Annotated in this window: 20 protein-coding genes and 1 riboswitch; of the genes, 4 read left to right on the top strand and 16 right to left on the bottom strand. The window is 46.1% G+C overall.

Annotation, left to right across the window (positions count from 1 at the left end):
• Position 1: 1 nt before the first annotated feature.
• Genes FYJ66_RS06165 through cbiD form a run of 16 tightly spaced genes read right to left on the bottom strand, consistent with a single transcriptional unit; the run spans position 2 to position 14621 of the window.
• Positions 2-262, bottom strand: a complete 261-nt coding sequence (locus FYJ66_RS06165; protein ID WP_154572637.1) for a cysteine-rich small domain-containing protein — start codon at positions 260-262, stop codon at positions 2-4.
• 2 nt (positions 263-264) lie between these two features.
• Positions 265-909: a precorrin-8X methylmutase gene (locus tag FYJ66_RS06160; RefSeq protein WP_154572636.1), complete on the bottom strand. Its 645-nt coding sequence runs from the start codon at positions 907-909 to the stop codon at positions 265-267.
• Between the two features lie 6 nt (positions 910-915).
• Positions 916-2430: a cobyric acid synthase gene (locus FYJ66_RS06155; RefSeq protein ID WP_154572635.1), complete on the bottom strand. Its 1515-nt coding sequence runs from the start codon at positions 2428-2430 to the stop codon at positions 916-918.
• Positions 2420-3460, bottom strand: coding sequence for a pyridoxal phosphate-dependent aminotransferase (locus FYJ66_RS06150; RefSeq protein ID WP_154572634.1), 1041 nt, complete (start codon positions 3458-3460; stop codon positions 2420-2422). Before FYJ66_RS06150 ends, FYJ66_RS06155 begins: the two co-directional genes overlap by 11 nt.
• 26 nt (positions 3461-3486) lie before the next feature.
• On the bottom strand, positions 3487-4449 hold the full coding sequence (cbiB, locus tag FYJ66_RS06145; RefSeq protein WP_154572633.1) for an adenosylcobinamide-phosphate synthase CbiB: 963 nt from the start codon (positions 4447-4449) through the stop codon (positions 3487-3489).
• The gene (locus FYJ66_RS06140; RefSeq protein ID WP_206157010.1) at positions 4446-5060 is read right to left on the bottom strand and encodes a histidine phosphatase family protein; all 615 of its coding nucleotides are present in this window, start codon (positions 5058-5060) and stop codon (positions 4446-4448) included. The genes cbiB and FYJ66_RS06140 overlap by 4 nt, the downstream gene beginning before the upstream one ends.
• Positions 5057-5818, bottom strand: coding sequence for an adenosylcobinamide-GDP ribazoletransferase (locus tag FYJ66_RS06135; RefSeq protein WP_154572631.1), 762 nt, complete (start codon positions 5816-5818; stop codon positions 5057-5059). The genes FYJ66_RS06140 and FYJ66_RS06135 overlap by 4 nt, the downstream gene beginning before the upstream one ends.
• Positions 5808-6341 carry a bifunctional adenosylcobinamide kinase/adenosylcobinamide-phosphate guanylyltransferase gene (locus FYJ66_RS06130; RefSeq protein WP_154572630.1) on the bottom strand — a complete coding sequence of 178 codons (534 nt, stop codon included), beginning with the start codon at positions 6339-6341 and terminating at the stop codon, positions 5808-5810. Before FYJ66_RS06130 ends, FYJ66_RS06135 begins: the two co-directional genes overlap by 11 nt.
• Complete coding sequence (gene cobT / locus FYJ66_RS06125; protein WP_154572629.1) at positions 6338-7393, bottom strand: nicotinate-nucleotide--dimethylbenzimidazole phosphoribosyltransferase; 1056 nt, start codon at positions 7391-7393, stop codon at positions 6338-6340. Before cobT ends, FYJ66_RS06130 begins: the two co-directional genes overlap by 4 nt.
• Before the next feature lie 43 nt (positions 7394-7436).
• Positions 7437-8801, bottom strand: a complete 1365-nt coding sequence (locus FYJ66_RS06120) for a cobyrinate a,c-diamide synthase (RefSeq protein WP_154572628.1) — start codon at positions 8799-8801, stop codon at positions 7437-7439.
• Complete coding sequence (gene cbiT, locus FYJ66_RS06115; RefSeq protein WP_154572627.1) at positions 8794-10008, bottom strand: precorrin-6Y C5,15-methyltransferase (decarboxylating) subunit CbiT; 1215 nt, start codon at positions 10006-10008, stop codon at positions 8794-8796. Before cbiT ends, FYJ66_RS06120 begins: the two co-directional genes overlap by 8 nt.
• 14 nt (positions 10009-10022) lie before the next feature.
• The gene (cobK, locus tag FYJ66_RS06110) at positions 10023-10787 is read right to left on the bottom strand and encodes a precorrin-6A reductase (RefSeq protein WP_154572626.1); all 765 of its coding nucleotides are present in this window, start codon (positions 10785-10787) and stop codon (positions 10023-10025) included.
• Positions 10780-11511, bottom strand: a complete 732-nt coding sequence (gene cobJ / locus FYJ66_RS06105) for a precorrin-3B C(17)-methyltransferase (RefSeq protein ID WP_154572625.1) — start codon at positions 11509-11511, stop codon at positions 10780-10782. Before cobJ ends, cobK begins: the two co-directional genes overlap by 8 nt.
• Positions 11512-11551: 40 nt before the next feature.
• Entirely contained in the window at positions 11552-12628 is a 1077-nt protein-coding gene (locus tag FYJ66_RS06100) for a cobalt-precorrin 5A hydrolase (RefSeq protein ID WP_154572624.1), read from the bottom strand.
• Positions 12625-13422, bottom strand: a complete 798-nt coding sequence (gene cobM, locus FYJ66_RS06095; protein ID WP_154572623.1) for a precorrin-4 C(11)-methyltransferase — start codon at positions 13420-13422, stop codon at positions 12625-12627. Before cobM ends, FYJ66_RS06100 begins: the two co-directional genes overlap by 4 nt.
• Before the next feature lie 53 nt (positions 13423-13475).
• The gene (gene cbiD / locus FYJ66_RS06090; RefSeq protein ID WP_154572622.1) at positions 13476-14621 is read right to left on the bottom strand and encodes a cobalt-precorrin-5B (C(1))-methyltransferase CbiD; all 1146 of its coding nucleotides are present in this window, start codon (positions 14619-14621) and stop codon (positions 13476-13478) included.
• Positions 14622-14929: 308 nt separating this feature from the next.
• On the opposite strand from cbiD, the gene FYJ66_RS06085 reads away from it, so the two are divergent.
• From FYJ66_RS06085 to FYJ66_RS06070, 4 genes are read left to right on the top strand one after another with little or no spacing between them, the layout of a single operon-like run.
• The gene (locus tag FYJ66_RS06085; RefSeq protein ID WP_154572621.1) at positions 14930-15730 is read left to right on the top strand and encodes a hypothetical protein; all 801 of its coding nucleotides are present in this window, start codon (positions 14930-14932) and stop codon (positions 15728-15730) included.
• A gap of 40 nt (positions 15731-15770) precedes the next feature.
• The gene (locus FYJ66_RS06080) at positions 15771-16922 is read left to right on the top strand and encodes an ABC transporter substrate-binding protein (RefSeq protein WP_154572620.1); all 1152 of its coding nucleotides are present in this window, start codon (positions 15771-15773) and stop codon (positions 16920-16922) included.
• Between the two features lie 28 nt (positions 16923-16950).
• Complete coding sequence (locus tag FYJ66_RS06075; RefSeq protein ID WP_154572619.1) at positions 16951-18018, top strand: FecCD family ABC transporter permease; 1068 nt, start codon at positions 16951-16953, stop codon at positions 18016-18018.
• Positions 17985-19142 (top strand): ABC transporter ATP-binding protein, encoded by a 1158-nt coding sequence (locus tag FYJ66_RS06070; RefSeq protein ID WP_235897371.1) that lies wholly within the window; start codon positions 17985-17987, stop codon positions 19140-19142. The genes FYJ66_RS06075 and FYJ66_RS06070 overlap by 34 nt, the downstream gene beginning before the upstream one ends.
• 22 nt (positions 19143-19164) lie before the next feature.
• Positions 19165-19369, top strand: a riboswitch (cobalamin riboswitch).
• Positions 19370-19549 lie beyond the last annotated feature (180 nt).

Genomic DNA, 19549 nt, shown 5'->3' with positions numbered 1-19549 from the left:
TCTATCTGTTTTTCTCAGCCAGCTCCTTAATCTCCGGGAACTTTGAAAGAATGTAACTGTAGCCCTTTGATGAGTGGGGGATGCCGCATCTTTCGCAGCTCTTTATGCCTTTTTCCGTATAGTAAAAATTACCGCCGCACTTGCTCCCCAGGGCGTAGAGTGGGCAGTAGCAGAACAGACAGTTGAAATTCTCCGGGTCCACGTTGTTATGACAGGGAAAATACTGGCAGTCTTTGTTTGAGAAAAATGAATAGTCAGCCATAGTTACTTCCTCGTTATTGAATACATCAATGCGTTTACGATGGCCGCCGCCACATTGCTGCCGCCTTTTCTTCCCCGGGCAACAATATATGGAACACCGGCGGTCATAATAAGCTCTTTTGCCTGAACCACATTTACGAAGCCTACTGGAACTCCTATGATCAGATCCGGTTTCATCTCACCGCTGCTGATTTTCTCATAGAGGCGGACCAGGGCAGTAGGGGCGTTTCCCACAGCGTAGATCAAAGGGCCATTGATGGATGCGGCCTTGTCCACGGAAGCGGCGGCTCTGGTGAATCCATTTTCCTTAGCTGCAGCGGCCACTTCAGGATCTGCCATGAAACATATTTTCCTGCAGCCAAGCTTCTCAAGGGCGCCCCTGTTTATTCCTGCCAGAGCCATGTTGGTGTCGGTAACGATTGTTGCCCCATTCTTCAGAGCATTTCTGGCAATATCCATAACACCTTTGCTGAAACACAGTGAATCGGCATATTCGAAATCAGCCGAAGTGTGAATGGCCCTTATAATCACTGGCGCCAGGTCCTCCGGCACCGGATGGGGCAGTTCCGACCTGATGATCTCAAAGCTCCTGGCTTCAATGTCTGCAGGAAGAACGTTCTCAAGTTCAATGTGGTTTTTATTTTCCATTTATGATCAGATACCTTTCTCGATTATTTTGTATATCATATCCATGTCAAGGCTGGCTCTCAGGGCTGCTGCCAGTTTGTTGTACTGCTGGTCCTTGTATTCAGACCAATTGAATGATTCAGGGGAAAAATCAATGCCTTTATTCTTTCCTAATTCATCCAGAATTTCCCGGCGGCATTCTGCCGAGTCGAAGAATCCGTGGAGATAGGAACCGTATACATTTCCATTCTGACAGCCCATGAGCTGGCCGTTTTCCAGTTTTATGAGAGGGACTCCATTGCCTTGCAGGATTGTCCGGCCCATGTGAATTTCATATCCAGTCAGGGGCTGACCTGTAAGGGAGGAGAATATTCCTGAAACCTCAAGAAAATTTCCTGAAGTTCTGGTTCGGTGTTTTTCATGCTGGAATTCCGTAACTACAGGAAGGAGTTCCATTCCACGGATACTTCCGCCGCCTTCTGCGCCTTCATGGTCAGTTATTTTTTTACCTAGCATCTGATAGCCTCCGCATATCCCAATAACCGGAGTACCTGAACTGCTGAGCTTTTTGATTACAGCTTCTATGCCTGAAGATCTCATCCATTTAAGATCAGCAATGGTGCTTTTTGTGCCTGGTATTACAATCAGATCAGGATGGTCCATCTCACCTGGAGATGTTATGTATCTGACCCTGATTCCGTCAGTTGCCTCCAGTGGCGCCAGATCAGTAAAATTGGATATCTTAGGGAGGCGGATCACGGCCACGTCTATTAGTGCCGGTTTACTTTGTCTAGTAAGTCTTGAGGAGAGGCTGTCTTCGTCGTCAATGTCCACATCCATCATGGGTATTACTCCGGCAACTGGTTTTCCCGTCAGATCACTTATCATTTCCAGTCCGTTCCCTAGAAGGCTTACATCTCCTCTGAACTTGTTGATAACAAGAGCTTTGATTATATTCTGTTCATCTTCAGGAAGGAGTTTCACTGTTCCATAGAGCTGAGCGAATACGCCGCCTCTGTCTATGTCCCCGGCCAGTATCACCGGAGCTCCTGCCATCTTTGCCATTCCCATGTTGGCGAAATCTCCCTTGCTCAGGTTTATCTCAGCAGGACTGCCGGCACCTTCGATTACTATGATGTCGTTTTCTGCTGCCAGGTCATCATAGGCAGACTGGATCTCCGGAATGAGCTGGTGCTTCATTCTGAAGTATTCTGCAGCCTGATAATTGCCTCTAACTTCGCCCCGGACTATAAGCTGGGAACCCATGCTGGTAACTGGCTTCAGGAGAATGGGATTCATCAGGACGCTGGGCTCGATGCCGGCGGCTTCCGCCTGGACGTACTGGGCTCTTCCCATTTCTAGGCCATCGCTGGTAATGGCAGAGTTCAGTGCCATGTTCTGGCTTTTGAAGGGAGCCACCTTGAAGCCATCTTGTTTGAAAATTCTGCACAAACCTGTACAGAGCAGGCTTTTTCCTGCATTGGACATGGTGCCCTGTATCATTATAGCCTTTGCTCTATCTTTATTTATTCTATCTGCCATCTAAAATCTCCTTAATAGCCTCAGCAAGTTCCCGGTTAGATTCATGGTCCAGAAGGCCAATCCGGATATAGTGTTCATCCAGACCGGAGAAATTGGAGCAGTCTCTTACCATCAAGCCGTATTCCAGGAGAGGATTGGCAAGAGATACAGGGCTTTCTGCAAGAATAAAGTTGGCGGCAGGAGGGAAGACCCTGAGGCCCGCTTCAGTGAGCTTCTCTGTCATGAATTTTTTCTCATGGGAAACATATTCTCTTGTTCTCCGGGACCATTCCGGCTCAAGGTTAAGGGCTTCTGTGCCGCAGACCTGGGCGGGGGCGGATACGCTCCATTCAGCACCGAAAGGAGCGATTTTTTTTATGAGAGACTCACTTCCTATAAGGTGCCCAAGCCTGATGCCCGCCATGGAGTATATCTTGGTAAAAGCCCTTAGAATCAGCATGTGAGGGAAGGCTGAAGAATAATGAGCCATTGACTTCTCTCCAGTAAAGGGCAGAAAGCATTCGTCCAGAACGAAGATAGTATCTGTTTCTTCACAGCGCTTAGCAATTGAATAGAGAAGCTGGCTGTCAATAAGCTGTCCAGTAGGGTTGTTTGGGGTGCACAGGAAGACCATGTCCATGGAATCATCAATATAATCAAGAATGGATGATGATACATTGAATCCTTCTTCAGGGTAAAGGGGATATTCTGTTACTTTGCCTCCGAATACCTCAACGCATCTCTCGTAATCGGAAAATGAAGGTGCTGTAACAAGGGCCCTTGATGGTCTGAAGCAGGCACAGATTCTGTTGATCAGGTCGGCTGAGCCGTTGCCGCAGAGAATCATTTCTTCCGGGACACTCAGATAGTCAGAGATAGCGGTTCTCAGTTTCCTGCACCTGGGATCAGGATACATGGAAAAGAGCCTGGTGTTTGACTTTAAAGCCCGGGCAACGGCATCAGGCATTCCAAGGGGGTTGCAGCTGATGGAGAAATCCCTTGCTACCCCTGGAATTTCATATATATCACCGCCGTGTTCATATTTGTTCATGTTCTGATTCCTCGTTTAGTTATAAGTTACATATAGATTAAGAAATATATAAATGCGGATCTCATTGCCACTGAAGCTGCTGTCATAATGAAGGATGTGGTGTTCAGCAGCCTGTGGGATGTAATGATGTCTTCGGCAGTAACCGGGCGTATGTTGTCTCCAATATGTGGTTTCTTAATGGTTCTGCCACCATAAACTCCATTTCCTGCCAGCTGGACGTCCAGAGCGCCGGCCATTACAGCCTCGGTTTGTCCTGCATTGGGGCTGGCGTGTTTTTTGCGGTCCCGTTTCCAGATTCTGTATGCATTTTTGTAATCCAGCCGGCATATGAAAGATGAGAGGATCATGGTCAGAGCGCAAAGCCTCGATGGAAGAAAGTTAAACAGGTCGTCCATGCGGGCAGCGGTCCTGCCGAAATCCTTATATCTTTCATTTTTGTATCCTATCATGGAGTCCATGGTATTTACTGCTTTGTAGAGACAGGCGCCGGTTGCTCCGCCTATGGTCATGAAGAAAAGTGGAGAGGCTACACCGTCAGAGGTGTTTTCTGCTACAGTTTCCACGGCTGCCTTTATGATTCCTGTTCTGTCCAGGGCTTCTGGGTCTCTGCCAACTATCATGTGGATGGCCTGACGGGAGCTTTCAAGGGTTCCGTTTTTTAGTTCCTTGTAGACTTTAAAGCTTTCTACTCGAAGGCTCTTTACTGCCAGAAGCTGCCAGCACACAATTGAACTGATTGCATAGTATAACCAGGGCGAAATTTTCCAGGCTCCAGCCAGGATAAGTCCGGGTATTCCAGCGCATATGAGAACAACAGCAATCCACAGAAGGGTTCCTCCAGCCCTCTTGTTCTCAAAAGGGTACAATCTTTTTTCCATAAAAGAAATAACCCGGCCGAAACCGATTACCATATGAGGCCAGCCATGGGGATCTCCTATGATGAGATCCAGTATGTATCCGGTTAACAGGGCTCCGGTCTGGTATATCATGAACAAAGGGCACCTCCTGTGATTTCCAGGGTGGTGCCGTCCCAGAGACATTCTATGAATTTCCCGTTATCAACGTGATAGTAGTAATAATCATGGTGGGGGAAACCAAACCGTTCCATGATGGCCATAATGCTGCCTCCGTGTATTACGAATGCAGCGGATTCTCCTTCCTCAAGGTAGCTGACCTGGCCTAGAAAGGCTCTGCAAGTCGCTTCTTTGAATTGTTCTATGCTGTCACCACCGGGAACAGGGGACTGGCACATAGAATCCAGCCAGGCAGAGTATTTTTCCTGAAGTAAGGGATCCTCTGAAATTTCCCGGGCGTTTTTGCCTTCAAATATTCCGAAATTCGTTTCTCTCAGAGAATCTTCGGTAATCAGAAGCCTTTCTGGAAAAAGAATTTCTGCCGATTGTACAGCTCTTTTCAAGGGGCTGACAATAATCCTGTCCATTTGTTTGTTTTGATAGTTTTGTTCGGACATTAATTCTGATGAAAGTTCACGAATCTGGGCCATGCCTTCTGGAGACAATGCCTCATCCGTTATGCCAATATATCTTTTCTGCATGTTGCCTGGAGTGGATCCATGGCGGATCAGAAGTATTCTGTTCATATTAAAATTTCTCCAATTGTAAGGCTTGCAAGGATGGCCAGTTCGCAGATCTGAAGAAAGAAGCCGGCAGTATCTCCAGTGCATCCCCCGAATTTTCTCATGGTAAAGCTTCTGTACCAGAGCATTACCATTAAACCGGCGATTATAGGTATAAGAGCTTCAGGGCCTCCAGCGAAGGCCATGGCTGCTGCGGAAAGAGCACAGAAAACAATTATTCCCGTAAGGGCCTTCTTCTTGTCCAGGCCTTCTGTAAATGAGCTCAGCATTCCTGAGCCTCTTGCGTTCTTAATTGTGACGGCGCAGAAAGCCGATAAGGTCCTGGAGTAAACATAACCAGGACAAATTATATATGCAGTTTTAACCGGGCCCAGCTGATAGAACAACCCCAGTGAAAGGAGAAGGTAAATTCCACAGTAGATTACCGCAAAAGCTCCTGCGTTTGGGTCTTTCAGTATTTCCAGTTTTTTCTCCACAGATTGGTGGGATGAAAGGGCATCTACAGTATCCATGTATCCGTCCATGTGAATTCCCCCAGTTACAAGAAGGGGGATACATACTGCAACAGAAGCAAAAAGAAACATGGACATGGAGGAGATCCGGGCAATCCAGATCCAGAGAAAGGTTATTCCGCCAGTGATGATCCCTACGCAGGGAAACCAGCAGATAGCATATTTCCAGTTTTCTTCCTTCCATTCAAACTGTGGGACGGGCACAGCGCTGTATGTTGAAATAGCCATTAGCAATGATTTAATAGACATGGTTGAGTGATCCTTTCAGGCAGCGGGGGCTGTGGTCCTTCATTTCAATGTGTACCTGGGCCATAGAGCTGAGGGTATTATTCAAATAATTAAGATCATTGATGTATGAGGCAGTTTCTCCGTGGTATTTCTCAGAATCAAGGCCGCTGATGGTTACGATAAAAAGCCTGTCACATCTGCCTTCCAGGCGGCAGAGCTGTTCCAGCACTTCCTGACGGCTTCCGCCTTTGTCGAAAATCCGGTTAGAAAGGAGGTTGGACAAGTCCTCAAGGAGGACCCGGTCTCCAGGATCTGTGTGTACATTATCCAGATCGAAGGGTTCTTCTATATCTCTGAAGCCCATATCTTTCCGCCGTAGTTTGTGTTTAATAATTCTGCCTTCGTTTTCTTCATTTCTGCATATCATGGTTGCGATATAGATCAGATTCCCATCATATTTTTTTTGGACTTTAACTCCGGTAATCAGCTCTTCTGCAAAAGCACTTTTCCCGCTGTTGTTAGGTCCGGAAATGAGAATAATCACGAAAGCCTCCTGTACTGTTCAACGTTAATATCTTCAAAAACTGCAGCCTTGTTATATACTGCAGCAGCCATATCTATTACGGGAAAAAGTGTTACGGCACCGCTTCCTTCACCCAGGCGCATGCCGCAGTCAAGGACAGCAGTTAATCCCAGCTCTTCCATTATTTTTATGGCGGCAGGCTCTGCACTTTTGTGGGATGGTATCATATAGCCAATAACATCCGGGCAGATCCGGCAGGCGCAGAGGGCTGCAACGGAGGAAATCACACCGTCAATTATCACCGGAGTGTGAGTAAGGGCACCTCCCAGGAAGGTGCCGCACATTCCTGCAATATCAAAGCCTCCAAGTTTTGCCAGCACGTCTACGGCATCGCCGGCCTGAGGCTTATTGATCCGGATTCCTTTTTTTATTGCTGCAATCTTCCTTTCAAGGCCGGCGTCGCTTAGTCCGGAGCCTCTCCCGGTAACAGCTTCCGGTTCAAGGCCCAGAAGGACGCTGGCCATAGCGCTGGAAGTACTGGTATTTCCAATGCCTGCCTCGCCGGTGGCGATGATCTCATATCCATCTCTGGCCTTTTTTGCAGCCATTTCTATCCCTGTCAGAATTGCTTTTTCGGCCTGATCCCTGGTCATGGCAGGCCCTTCAGTAAAATCCCTGGTTCCATTGGCTGTTTTGTGCTGGATTACCTGAGGAACATTATCTATCATTCCTACGTCTACAGGAAATGTATCTGCTCCGCAGGAGGAAGCCATTACACATACACTGGAGGTACCGGCCGCCAGTGACCTGGCAATGCTGGAAGTAACACTGTGGTCAGACTGGGCAACACCCTGTGCCACCACACCATTGTCGCTGCAGTAAACGATTACGCATTTTTTCTTTGTTCTGATTTCTGAAGTACCCTGCGCTCCAGCTATTCTGCAAAGGATGGTTTCAAGCTGTCCCAGGGATCCCAGGGGTTTGGCTATGTGATCCAGGTGCTTCTGGCATTCCTCCCGGGCAGTAAAATCTGCTGGAACTATTTCCGAAATTAAACTGGTTAATTCACTCATGATTTTTACCTCATGGAACTGGCATATTAAAATGTTTTTAAAGTTAATTGGAATATTCTGCTGCGGCTTTCACGAAACGGCTGACAGCTTCAGGTTCAGATGCAAGGTATAAATGGGGAAAACCTGCATACATAGAATGGCTGCAAAACACGCAAGGGTATGTTCTCCCGGTGGACGCTTTCTCTGCAGTAAAGCCCCTTCCATAATCTGTGCTGTCGTAGTAGTGAAATTCGTGAGCCCTCAATTTACCTCCTGCTTTTACAAGAAGGTTATCCTCATTTGCTGTAAGGGTAACGTATCCGAAGTGCTGCAGCCTTTCTGTCTTACGGGACGATGAATGAAAAATTCCTGCCATGGAAACACCGTCAATAGTTTCGTGGAGATAGAGAAATCCCCCGCATTCCGCAATTGTTGGCATTCCTGAAAAAATTTTTTCCCTGATATCCTTAAGCATGGACTTGTTGGTGGAAAGTTCTTCAGTGTACAACTCCGGATATCCACCGGGGAGATAAAGGGCCGAAGCCTTTGCCGGAATATGTTCATCCTGTACAGGACTGAAATAGCAGACCTCTGCACCGGAATTTATGAAGGCTTCCAGGGTTTCCTGGTAGATGAAACTGAAGGCCTGATCCTTTGCAACGGCGATGACAGGTTTCTCAGCTGAGGAAGTTATAATTTCCCGGGAAGAGCCCTGAAGGTCATTTGTTTCCGGCTTCAGAGGAAGAGGTTCTGCAGCTGAAGCCAGTGCCAGAATTCCTTCAATATCAAGGGTTTCTGCTGCAATTTCTTTCAGGCGGCGGAGCCGCGTGTGAAGATCCCGGATTTCCCCGGCGGTAACCAGGCCAAGATGGCGGCTTCCAATGGTTATTTCTGGATCCCGTGAAAGGTAACCCAGGGGCCGGAGACCGGAATTCACTGCAATTTGCGAAAGTCCGTCATATACCATTTTGTTTACATTATTAAAGATGACGCCACGGATCATGCTGTCTTTTCGAAGATCCTTGAAGCCCTTCATAATTGCGGCAGATGATGTGTACATTCCCCGTCCATTAATAACCAGAATAACCGGTGTTCTAGTGGATGAGGCCAGGGACCAGGAGCTGCAGTCTCCCCTGATGCCTATTCCGTCATAATATCCCATTACTCCTTCAATAACAGAAATCCCTTCAGCTTTTGAAATCTGACGGTTCAGCTGTTCCGGGCTGCTGAAAAAGGGATCCAGGTTGTGGCTGGAAACTCCCAGCACCTTCCTGTGAAACATAGGATCGATGTAATCAGGTCCGCACTTAAATGCGCTGACCCTTCCTTTGGTTTTTTCTGATTCAGAAAGAAGGGAAAGGAGGGCAGTGGTCACTGTAGTCTTTCCGCAGCCTGAGTTGGTTCCGGCAATCATTATGCGGCTATTCATCTATGCCTCCTCCTGAAATGATGAAAATAGGATTTTCTGCCTTCATCATGTGGAGCTTTCCGGCTTTCATGGATGAGGCAGCAGAAATCTGGATTACTTCCGGATCCACGGCTTTAGAAGAAAGGGCATCCATGGCACTGGCCACGCTTTCCAGGGCTATTGCACTGATCACTATTCTCATATTGGGATTTATTTCAAGAAGCCTTTCTACAATGGCCTCCATCTTACCGGCGCTGCCGCCGATGAATGCAGCATCAGGGATGACTTTTTTTTCAGGATGATCAAACTGTTCCAGTTCTTCCGGCGCTGATCCTTCTATGATCTCTACATTTCCAATATGAAATTTGCTGCAGTTTTTCCTGATAAGAGCTGCTCCTTCAGGATTCCTTTCAATGGCGCAGACCTTTCCCTTCCAGCAGGCCAGGGCTCCTTCAACTGTAACGGAGCCTGTTCCGGCGCCAATATCAATGAAGTTTTCACCTGGTTTCAGGGCAAGCCTGCTCATTATTACAGATCGTACAGGTGCCTTGGTCATAGGGATCTTTCCGCGGATAAAACTGGAATCAGGTATTCCTGATGGCACTGAGGCATCTGGTTCGGGATTGATGAGAAGAAGAACAGTAAGAGGGGAAACCACCATGTCCATGAGCTCCCGGGCTGTAATCTGGCCAATATTCTGACCTTCCATTCCCAGGTTTTCTCCGTATTTTACTGTGATATTACCGAAACCCGCCTGGCAAAGAGTTTTGCCGATGTTCTGAATGTCATTTCCTGTCAGCAGAAAAGTATATTTATTCCGCCTCACGTATTCAACTACATTGCAGCTCCGCCCGTGACAGCTGATGTGAACTGCATCCTGCCATGGAATGCCTGCTTTTGCAAAGAAATAACTCATGGAGGATATTCCGGGAAGAACTTCCACATCATAGTCTTCGCTGCTGAAACGCTGGAGAAGACCTTTGGCTCCACTGTAAAAACCTGTGTCTCCTGACACCAGAAGGGTAAATGTCCGGCCGCTGCTGCTGTCGACAATCTTTCCAACAGCCTCCGGTTGATACTGGGTTTCGTATGGAATGCCCGTATCAGAAAATTCACCTGCCATCCGTGGCGCTCCTATAATCATGTCAGAGGAAAGAACGGCTTCCATTACTTCTGCTGTTACCGTTTTCCTGCTCATTCCAATTCCTGCAATATAAATTTTTTTCATATTATCTTTTATCTTTATTTATCCCTGACTCTCTTTAGAATCAGGTCCTCTGCTTCTTCAACAGTAATTCCGGGATTAGTTTCAGGTCTCCGGAGTATCAGAACTTCCATCCCCAGTTTTTCAGCGGCCTTTACTTTCTCTGGAAAACCTCCGGCTTTGCCGGAATCTTTGGTGAGAAGGATTTCTGCTCCGGTATGGCGGAACATGGCTTCGTTAAGCTCTTCTGAAAAAGGTCCCTGCATACAGGTAATGTTACCAGGAGAGAGTCCCGCTTCAATGGCCATGTGAAGGCTCTTCTCCAGGGGAAGAATTCTTGTAAAAACTCTTTTCTCATAGTCGTGGATTTTTGACAATCCATCAGATGCTTTTGCCCCCAGGGTGGAGTAAATAGTTTTTCCTTTACCCCGGGTATTCAGATAGGAGATCATTTCGTCCAGGGAATCGAAACATATATACCCTTCTGATGAAGAACCTTCTCTGTATATGGAAATAGTGTCGATACTCATATCAGTACTGACGGTTTTGATAGTAGAGCTGATGCTGGCTGCATAGGGGTGAGTGGCGTCAATAATCAGATCAGGCATTTCAGTTTTGAAGAGCTGCCTCATATCTTCCTCGGGAAGGATGCCAGTACGAACTTTAAGAGAAGGATAGTCAGACACCAGGCTTCCACCATAGGAAGAGACAACAGATACTATGGAATTGATATTGTTCTTACCAAGAAATCCTGCCAGTTCTCGTCCTTCAGCAGTGCCTCCGAAGAGAATTATTTCAGTCAATTTTATACCCCCTTGGAGTTACCATGCGGCCGTTAATTATTTCTGTAGATGAATTGCCTATGAAAACGGTGGTGAACATGTCGGTGTCCCGGTACTGAAGTTCATCTAGAGTCATTATTTCGGATGTCTGACCCTTCCTCCCTATGTTCTGAACAGTTCCGCATATTGTTTCAGGAGACTTGTATTTCATCATGATCTGGCAGGCTTTCTGCAGATAATCAGTCCGCTTGCGGCTGGATGGATTATATATGGCAATGCAGAAGTCAGCTTCAGATGCACAGGCCAGCCTCTGTTCAATCTTTTCCCATGGGGTCATGAGATCTGAAAGGCTGATGACTGCAAAGTCGTGGGTCAAGGGAGCACCCAGCACTGCTGCACCTGAAAGGGCAGCGGTAATTCCAGGAACAACAACTATCTCCACCTCTGGATATTCGGGAGAAAGCTGGCAAAGGGGACCGGCCATTCCATAAACCCCGGCATCTCCGCTGCAGATCATAGCAACCGTTTTGCCTTCATTGGCCAGTTCCATAGCTTTTCGGCACCTGTCCACTTCCTGTTTCATTCCGTTTGTGAATACTTCCTTCTCTGGAAAAAGAGATTTCACCAGTTGGATGTATTTCGTATATCCCACCAGAATATGGGAGGATTCCATGGCATCCATAGCTTCCATGCTCATGTTTTCCTTGTTCCCCGGACCAATGCCTACTATGAATAATCTTTTCATGATGAAAGTTCCTTTATAATCAGCAAATAACGCATAACAGTTATTGGTAATCAAAGCTGAATTCCATTGGCTTTATTCCAAATGACAGGGTTATGCCATCAATAACAGTTTTTTCCATGATTATGCTGTGGCTGCTTCCGCAGGCCAAAGCCGCACTACGCTGGCATACATTATCAACTCCAGTTGTTTCAGATACGAATTTTGAAGAAGGGAAGTTGCCATGAACCTTGCTAAGATCCTGGCTGGAATAACAAGTAAGAGTCAGCCCGTGACTGGAGCAAAAGTTTATCAACCCAGCCTCGTTTTTCTTCAAATCTATGGAACAGACCATGGAAAGAGATTCGGGCTGGATGTTTTCTTTTATGCAAGCCTTGTAAAACGCCTCCTGGATTTTCATTTCGCTGGTTCCCTTCCGGCATCCTACACCCATTACCAGAACAGGGGGAACAATATGGAGAATGTCTTTCCCAGGGCAGGTCTTCCAGGAAACCAGCACATCCGGATCCTCCTTTACTGATCCCTTCGCCTCATCATTTTTTTCCATATAATCGGGAGAAAAGGGCTTGCTGTAATAATATTCCACATTAGGAGGAACAGGGCCGCCTACAGGTACCAGGGATTTCAAGAATATGGTTTCGCCATTCAGAATCTTGTCAGCAGTTTTCACTATATTTCCGGGATTTATGATCTTCATTCCCTGAGAAGATGCCCATTCATCTACAGAAAAAAGGTTGTTCAGGTCTGTGGCCGTGGTGATTACAGGTTCTGCTCCTGTGAGTTCAGCCAGAATGCGGACAAGGCGGTTGGCTCCTCCTATGTGACCGGAGAGAAGGGAAATGCAGTATTTTCCCCTTTCGTCCATGACGATTACTGCCGGATCTGAAACCTTGCTTTTTACGAAAGGGGCGATTGCTCTTACGGCAATACCGCAGGATCCTATAAAAATCAGGGCATCTCTGGAAAAGTTCTCACATGTCCAGTTGTGAAGCTTTCCGGGGCGGCATCTTTCCCAGGTTACGTGGTATTTAGCTTTTCCATTAGTATTGGAAAGGGTATGGGCCAGGTTTTCTGATAGTTCATATCCTCTGGCGCTGAAGGAAATAATGGAGATATTCATTGCTTTGCTCCTGCTTCCGGATCTTTTTCTTCAGAGGATAGTTCCGATGCTTTTCGAAAACCCGTTGTAAAAGAAGGGTCATAGAGCTTTGAAAGCTGGTAGTCATCACCAAGAAAGTTCCCCACTGTTATGAGAGCCAGGTTCTGGAGGCCGTTTTCCTCTGCTGCCTTGTGGAGAGTGCCGCAGGTGCATCTGACCACTTTCTGATCGGGCCAGGTTGCCTTGTAAACTATGGCAGCAGGTGTGTCTTCATCATATCCTCCCTCAAGAAGCTCATTCTGGACTGCTTCAGTCATTCCTGTGCTTAGAAAAATAACCATGGTGGCCTGGTGGCTGGCGAAAGAGCGTATGCTCTCTCTTTCCGGAACAGGAGTTCTTCCGGCCATCCTGGTTATTACAACACTCTGACTGATGCCGGGAAGTGTGTATTCCGCCTGAAGGGCAGCAGCTGCACCGCTGAAACTGGACACCCCGGGGCAGTTTTCATAGGGAATACCAAGGTGATCAAGTCTGTCCATCTGCTCTCTTATAGCCCCGTAGAGACAGGGATCTCCAGTGTGAAGGCGGACTATATCCAGTCCCTTTGAATCAGCATCTCTGATTACATCTATTACCTGATCCAAAGTCATTTTTGCGCTGTTATAAATGAGGCAGTCTCTGGAGGCGTAGTCCAGCAGCCGGGGATTAACCAGGGAGCCGGCGTAGATTATTACATCAGCTTTTTCCAGCAGCCGGGCACCTCTGACTGTTATCAGGTCTGCAGCACCGCAGCCTGCTCCCACAATATGTACCATTTTTGTCCTCCTGTATTATTGAAGTTGTTGTTGTATTTTATAGTCGTTTATTCTTATTCAGTTTTGCCGGGAGTACGGCAAGGAATCAGGGAAAAGGCGTTTTCGCTTCTGCACAGTATTCCCCGGTAACCCTCAGCCTTGGTGAAGCAAATGTAACCGATTTCAACATTTTCCGGAACCCTCCGCCTGAGAGTATCCATGATTTTTTCACCAAGAATATCCATGGTATTCTCACAGATGCCTTCCTCTCTTAGTATTTCCAGGGCCCCGTCTGTAGTAGTTACCTGGTCGATTCTCTTTAGAGTGTCAAGGGAAGCTCCTCCTTGAAGGGCACACCTGATCAGGCACTCAATTCGCCCGTCTCCCATGGCTGAATGGGTATTAGTGGAACCGATTCCAAGCTTTACCATTTTACCGATGTGGCCTACTATAAGTATCTGATCAAAACCTTGTTCTACGCAGGTGTCAAGGGATTCACCTATGAAGTTTGAACAGTTTATATTGTATGACATGTCCAGGCCAAGATCCTCTGATGCAAAATCTTTACCGTAGTTGCCTGGGGTAAGGAGGATACTTTTACATCCTTTGGCGGCCAGCTGTTTTATGAGGGCCGCAACAGTTCCTTCTAGAGCTTTGTTGCTCATAGGCTCCACAATTCCGCTGGTTCCTATGACGGACAAACCGCCAACAATGCCCATCCTCGGGTTGAAGGTTTTCAATGCCACCATTTCTCCACCGGGAATGGAAAGTTCTACAGTAACTCCCCCGGTATAGTGAAATTTCTCTGATACTTCTTGTACAACCTGATTGATCATCTGCCGGGGAGTGGAGTTAATTGCGTATTCCCCTACAGGCTGGTCAAGTCCCGGTTTTGTCACTTTCCCTATTCCTTCGCCCCCTTTAATATGGACTCCCTCATTACACAGGGTAACTTCTGAATATACGAGCATATCTCTTGTGGCGTCAGGGTCGTCTCCGGAATCTTTTCTGACGGCGCATTTAACACTGCCGGGTTTTACTGTTGTGTTCAGTATTTCAGCTGTAACATCGATGCCGGCTGGCGTATGTATAAGTACTTCAGATATTCTATCACCGCTAAGCAGCATGGCGAGGGCTGCCTTTGTGGCAGCAGTGGCGCAGCTGCCGGTGGTATATCCGCAGCGCAGCATCTTTCCTCCTACGTTTTTCAATATTTCCATTCAGGCTCCCGATTAATTCTGTAGTATTTTAACTATATAAGAGTAACGTAAATGACTGGTATTTTAAAGGAAAGATTAGCAAATACTTTCTTGCAGCTGTATAGACAGGATCTATACTAAAGGCTGTTCATTGACATTTCACGGAATACGGTGGTACCATCTCAGTATGATTAAATGGATGGAAGCCGGCACGGATCTTCTGCATTGCGTTGGCAGTCAGGTCCTGCCGGTTTTGTTTTGAGTTTTGAAAAAACCATTGATTTTCCTTTGCCATTAGTTGGCTTTGCCATTGGAAGGAGATTTTATCCATGACTTCGGAATACTACCACAACAGAATCAAGAGAATACTTATTTTTGTATTGGTCATATTACTTCTTTCGGCCTCAGCTGCTGTAAATGTAAATGGAACGTCAAAGACAGACGGAAACAGCAGTGTGCTGCTGGGCTGGCAGATAAATGACGGAACATACTCGGGGAGAATAAAGGGAAATGGCCCGTTTTCAGGCAAGATAAAGAGCAGAATCACCGTAGACCAGCATAATATTACCGTAAGCTTTAAACTTAAAGACCACTCTGTATCACAGATTTATTTCGGAAATTCCTATAAGGCAGCTGATGACCAGGCTAATGCCATCAGCGGAAGTGAAGGAGAATTTACAGTTCCTGTAGAAGGGCTGAATTATAAATACGATATGGCCGTATATAAAAAGGGCAAGTGGCAAGACTGCAAGGTCCGGTTTATTCCTTCTGGTATCCACAGAAAGGATCTGGTTACAGGGGATATACAAAACGGCAAATATACTGGAAAGATCACTTTAACTGGCGGTTCTGGAAGAGCTCATATTAAGTCCCCGGCAGTGATAACTGCAAAAGACGGAAGGCTTACTGCAAAGATAATCTGGAGCAGTGAGTATTATCAGTATATTCAGATAGGCAGTCTGAAATTCAAGAAACTGAACAAGAAGGGTAACTCCAGAATGAATATTCCGGTGGTTCCAGATACAGATATTCACATTCAAGGACTTACAACTGCCATGAGTACGCCTCATCTGATTGACTATACTATCAGGCTGGATAAATCAACTATGACAAAAGCTGAAAAAAGATAAAAATAGACAGAGGAAGGAATTGCAGAAGTTATAAATGAAAATGAAACGAAGATTAAAGGCTCTTTTACTCATCCTGTCCATCACAACCTTGATGGTAATTTTGTTTACCGGATGCGGAAAAAATGCCGAAAAAAATGAAGATGGTCTTGGCAACGGATGGAAGGCCGAAAAATCCATGAAAGTCTCATATGCTAAGGAGTTTGCCGTAGACTATTACAAGGGAGGATACAAGCTTATAAGATTAAAGGACGGAAGCAGGTATCTCCTGGTGCCAGAAGGGAAAAAAGCTCCAAAGGACATAGATGAGAAAATCACCATTATCCAGCAGCCTCTGGACAATATTTACCTGGCAGCTTCAGCATCCATGTGCCTTTTCGACAGTCTTGACAGCATAGATAAAATCAAGTTCTCCGGCGCAGAGCGAAGCCAGTGGTCCATTCCTTCTGCGGCAGCAGCTATGGATCAGGGAAAAATCAAATTTGCCGGGAAATATAACAACCCTGATTACGAAATGCTCATGGGAGGCAATTGTGAAATCGCAATTGAAAACACCATGATTAACCATGATCCAGATGTAAAAAAGAAGATAGAGGAATTCGGCATTCCGGTGTTTACAGACCTTTCCAGCATGGAGAACCATCCCCTGGGTAGACTGGAATGGATCAAGGTTTACGGTGCAATGCTGAACAAAGAGGATCAGGCTGAAAAATTCTTCAATGAACAGAAGAAGATAGTGGATAAAATACATTCCAGGGACACAGGAAAAACAGTGGCCTTCTTTACCATACTTCCTTCAGGTCAGGTCATGGTCCGCAAAAGCGGTGACTATGTTACGAAGATGATCAGTATGGCCGGTGGAAAATATGTATTTTCAAGTATTGGAGATCCAAATGATTCCAGGGCTACTGTTACAATAGACATGGAAGAATTCTACAAGGAAGCAAAAAACGCTGACATTCTCATTTACAACGGAACCATTGATGGAGAGATCACATCAACCAATCAGCTCCTTGCCATAAATCCGGCGATGAAGGATTTTAAGGCAGTGAAAAACGGAAACCTTTGGAGCACAGGAGAGAATATGTATCAGCAGGCTACCAGCGCTCCTCAGATGATAAAGGAAATGAACCTGATATTTACGGGCAGAGCTGGAACCGGCGAGACTCTTCAATACTTCAGGAAAGTGAGTTAATTTTTTACAATAATCTTTACGGGAAATTATGACAGAATCGATTGCTGATAAATACCATAACAACAACGGATATAACAGGAAAAGGCTGGCAGCCAGAGTTACAGCGGCTTATGGGGCCCTGGTCCTTGCATTGATCATTCTTGTAGTTCTTAATACCTGCATAGGAACCATAGACCTGAGTCTTAAGGAAATGATAAGGGGGCTGACTCATCCGGAATTTTCTGACAGTGAAATGGCAGCGGCAGCCTTGTGGAAAATCAGGCTTCCCCGGCTGGTTGCAGTGCTTTTCCTGGGAGGAGGCCTTTCCATTTCAGGCTTTCTCCTCCAGACCTTCTTTGCAAACCCCATTGCAGGTCCATACGTCCTTGGAATATCTTCAGGTGCAAAAATGGTGGTCTCTGTTGTCATGATCGGGATCACTGCTGCAGGTTCATCTATGATGCCGGGGACAATGATCATCAGTGCTTTTGCCGGTTCAATGATGGCTATGATGCTGGTTCTTGGGATTTCCAGAAAAGTGAAAAGTCAGGCAATGCTGATTGTAGGCGGAGTCATGATCGGATATATCTGTTCAGCAATTACTGATTTCATGGTAACTTTTGCCGATGACGCCAGCATAGTAAATCTAAGAAACTGGTCCCTTGGAAGCTTTTCAGGCATGAGCTGGGACAGTGACAAAATCATTGCAATATCTGTTATTCTGGCTTCAGCAGCTGCATTCCTGCTATCCAAACCCATAGGCGCATACCAGCTGGGAGAGGCTTATGCCCGGAGTATGGGTGTTAATATCAAGGTTTTCAGAGTAGAACTTGTGCTGATCTCAAGTTTCCTGTCTGCGGTTGTCACGGCATTTGCAGGGCCGGTTTCCTTTGTGGGTGTTGCTGTGCCCCATATAGTAAGATCTCTGTTCGGTACTTCCAGGCCAATCGTAGTCATTCCGGGATGTTTCCTTTGCGGCGGAGATTTCTGCCTGCTTTGTGACCTGCTGGCAAGAACCCTGGCTTCTCCACTGGAGCTTTCCATCAGTTCAGTAACAGCAATATTCGGAGCACCTGTTGTAATATGGGTGATGATCAGGAGGCAGAGAAACAGATGATGGAATATTACTTCGATGTAAAAAGCCTGTCTGTAGGATATGATGGAAATCCTCTGATAAAAGATATTAATCTCCGGCTGCCCAAGGGTCATATTATGACTTTGATAGGTCCTAACGGCGCAGGCAAGTCCACTATACTTAAAACCATCACCCGCCAGATTCCTGAACTGGAAGGCTTCGTATATTTAGACGGAAAAAAAACTTCTTCAATAGACATGAACGGCTTTTCCCGTCAGGTTTCTGTTATGCTGACTCAGCGCATGACCACAGACATGATGACTTGCAGGGAAGTGGTGGAAACCGGCAGATATCCTTACACTGGAAGACTTGGAATACTTTCAGAAGAGGACCACAGAGTAGTTCGAAAGGCCATGACCATCACTAATACCTTGGACCTGGCTGACAGGGATTTTATGAGAATCAGTGATGGTCAGAAACAGAGAATAATGTTTGCCAGGGCCATAGCTCAGGAGCCGGAACTACTGGTTCTTGATGAGCCTACTTCATTTCTGGATGTGAAGTATAAACTGGAGCTTCTTAATATACTGAGGTTACTGGCCAGAGAAAAAAACATCACCATAATCATGTCCCTTCACGAGCTGGATCTTGCTGAAAGGATTTCAGACGAGATAGTTTGTGTAAAAGGAGATTATATTACTGACTGGGGAACTGCATGGGAGATTTTCAGGAAAGAAAAAATCACAGACCTGTATGATCTTGATACCGGTTCATACAATCCAATTTTTGGAAGTGTGGAATTAAAGAAAAATGCAGGACCGCCGCAAGTCTTTGTAATTGCTGGAGGAGGAAAGGGCGTACCGGTTTTTCGGGAACTTCAGAAAAAAGGCGTTCCTTTTGCTGCGGGAGTTCTTCACAAAGGGGATGTGGATGAGCTTGCTGGGCGAGATCTGGCAGCCAGCATAGTTACGGAAAGGCCCTTCTGTTCCATTGGGGACACCTCTTTTTCCCAGGCTGTAAAAATTATGAGAACTTGTAGCTCCTTCGTGAATTGCCTCGATGAATACGGTGAAATAAATTCAAGAAACAGAGATCTGGCGGAGCTGGCAAGAAAAGAAGGAATTGAAGAAATAGATCCGGCAGACATAAATAAGAAATTTCTATAGGCGACGATTCAGTTAGAAATTGACTGAAAACTAACAAAAGGTTAGTATTGAGTGTAAAGCAGAGAACAGATTATGGAAGCAGGTTAGAATCCTGCGCAAGGCCGTTGCTGTATTTTGCAGAAAATCCCCGTTAGTCCACTGGTTATTTACAAACCGGGAAGGAGGGGATCTGGGGAATTCTTTCCACTGCAATAAGCCAGAATACTTATCTGTTCTTTAGTGCAAGGGCACAGCCTCTCAGTTCTGCGGACACCGGAACAGGGTGGATTGGCTTTTCCCGTTTTTTGAAGATTGCAAAGATTGCAGGGAATTTTTTCTGTGCAAAAATTCCGGGAAAGCCATGATATTCTATGTTCATTAACAGTCCGCAGGTCTGACCTGGGGACTGTTTTTTGTATTGGAGGTTA

The organism is Allobaileyella intestinalis (assembly GCF_009695865.1).
GTDB lineage: Bacteria > Bacillota > Clostridia > Peptostreptococcales > Anaerovoracaceae > Allobaileyella > Allobaileyella intestinalis.
Note: the sequence above shows the minus strand (reverse complement) of the source record. Positions and strands in the feature narration are given on the sequence as shown.

Coding starts and splice junctions, on each gene's coding strand:
- FYJ66_RS06165 (WP_154572637.1), bottom strand. CDS start 262: ATGGCTGACTATTCATTTTTCTCAAACAAAGACTGCCAGTATTTTCCC.
- FYJ66_RS06160 (WP_154572636.1), bottom strand. CDS start 909: ATGGAAAATAAAAACCACATTGAACTTGAGAACGTTCTTCCTGCAGAC.
- FYJ66_RS06155 (WP_154572635.1), bottom strand. CDS start 2,430: ATGGCAGATAGAATAAATAAAGATAGAGCAAAGGCTATAATGATACAG.
- FYJ66_RS06150 (WP_154572634.1), bottom strand. CDS start 3,460: ATGAACAAATATGAACACGGCGGTGATATATATGAAATTCCAGGGGTA.
- cbiB (WP_154572633.1), bottom strand. CDS start 4,449: ATGATATACCAGACCGGAGCCCTGTTAACCGGATACATACTGGATCTC.
- FYJ66_RS06140 (WP_206157010.1), bottom strand. CDS start 5,060: ATGAACAGAATACTTCTGATCCGCCATGGATCCACTCCAGGCAACATG.
- FYJ66_RS06135 (WP_154572631.1), bottom strand. CDS start 5,818: ATGTCTATTAAATCATTGCTAATGGCTATTTCAACATACAGCGCTGTG.
- cobT (WP_154572629.1), bottom strand. CDS start 7,393: ATGAGTGAATTAACCAGTTTAATTTCGGAAATAGTTCCAGCAGATTTT.
- FYJ66_RS06120 (WP_154572628.1), bottom strand. CDS start 8,801: ATGAATAGCCGCATAATGATTGCCGGAACCAACTCAGGCTGCGGAAAG.
- cbiT (WP_154572627.1), bottom strand. CDS start 10,008: ATGAAAAAAATTTATATTGCAGGAATTGGAATGAGCAGGAAAACGGTA.
- cobJ (WP_154572625.1), bottom strand. CDS start 11,511: ATGAAAAGATTATTCATAGTAGGCATTGGTCCGGGGAACAAGGAAAAC.
- FYJ66_RS06100 (WP_154572624.1), bottom strand. CDS start 12,628: ATGAATATCTCCATTATTTCCTTCAGCGCCAGAGGATATGAACTATCA.
- cobM (WP_154572623.1), bottom strand. CDS start 13,422: ATGGTACATATTGTGGGAGCAGGCTGCGGTGCTGCAGACCTGATAACA.
- cbiD (WP_154572622.1), bottom strand. CDS start 14,621: ATGGAAATATTGAAAAACGTAGGAGGAAAGATGCTGCGCTGCGGATAT.
- FYJ66_RS06085 (WP_154572621.1), top strand. CDS start 14,930: ATGACTTCGGAATACTACCACAACAGAATCAAGAGAATACTTATTTTT.
- FYJ66_RS06080 (WP_154572620.1), top strand. CDS start 15,771: ATGAAACGAAGATTAAAGGCTCTTTTACTCATCCTGTCCATCACAACC.
- FYJ66_RS06075 (WP_154572619.1), top strand. CDS start 16,951: ATGACAGAATCGATTGCTGATAAATACCATAACAACAACGGATATAAC.
- FYJ66_RS06070 (WP_235897371.1), top strand. CDS start 17,985: ATGGGTGATGATCAGGAGGCAGAGAAACAGATGATGGAATATTACTTC.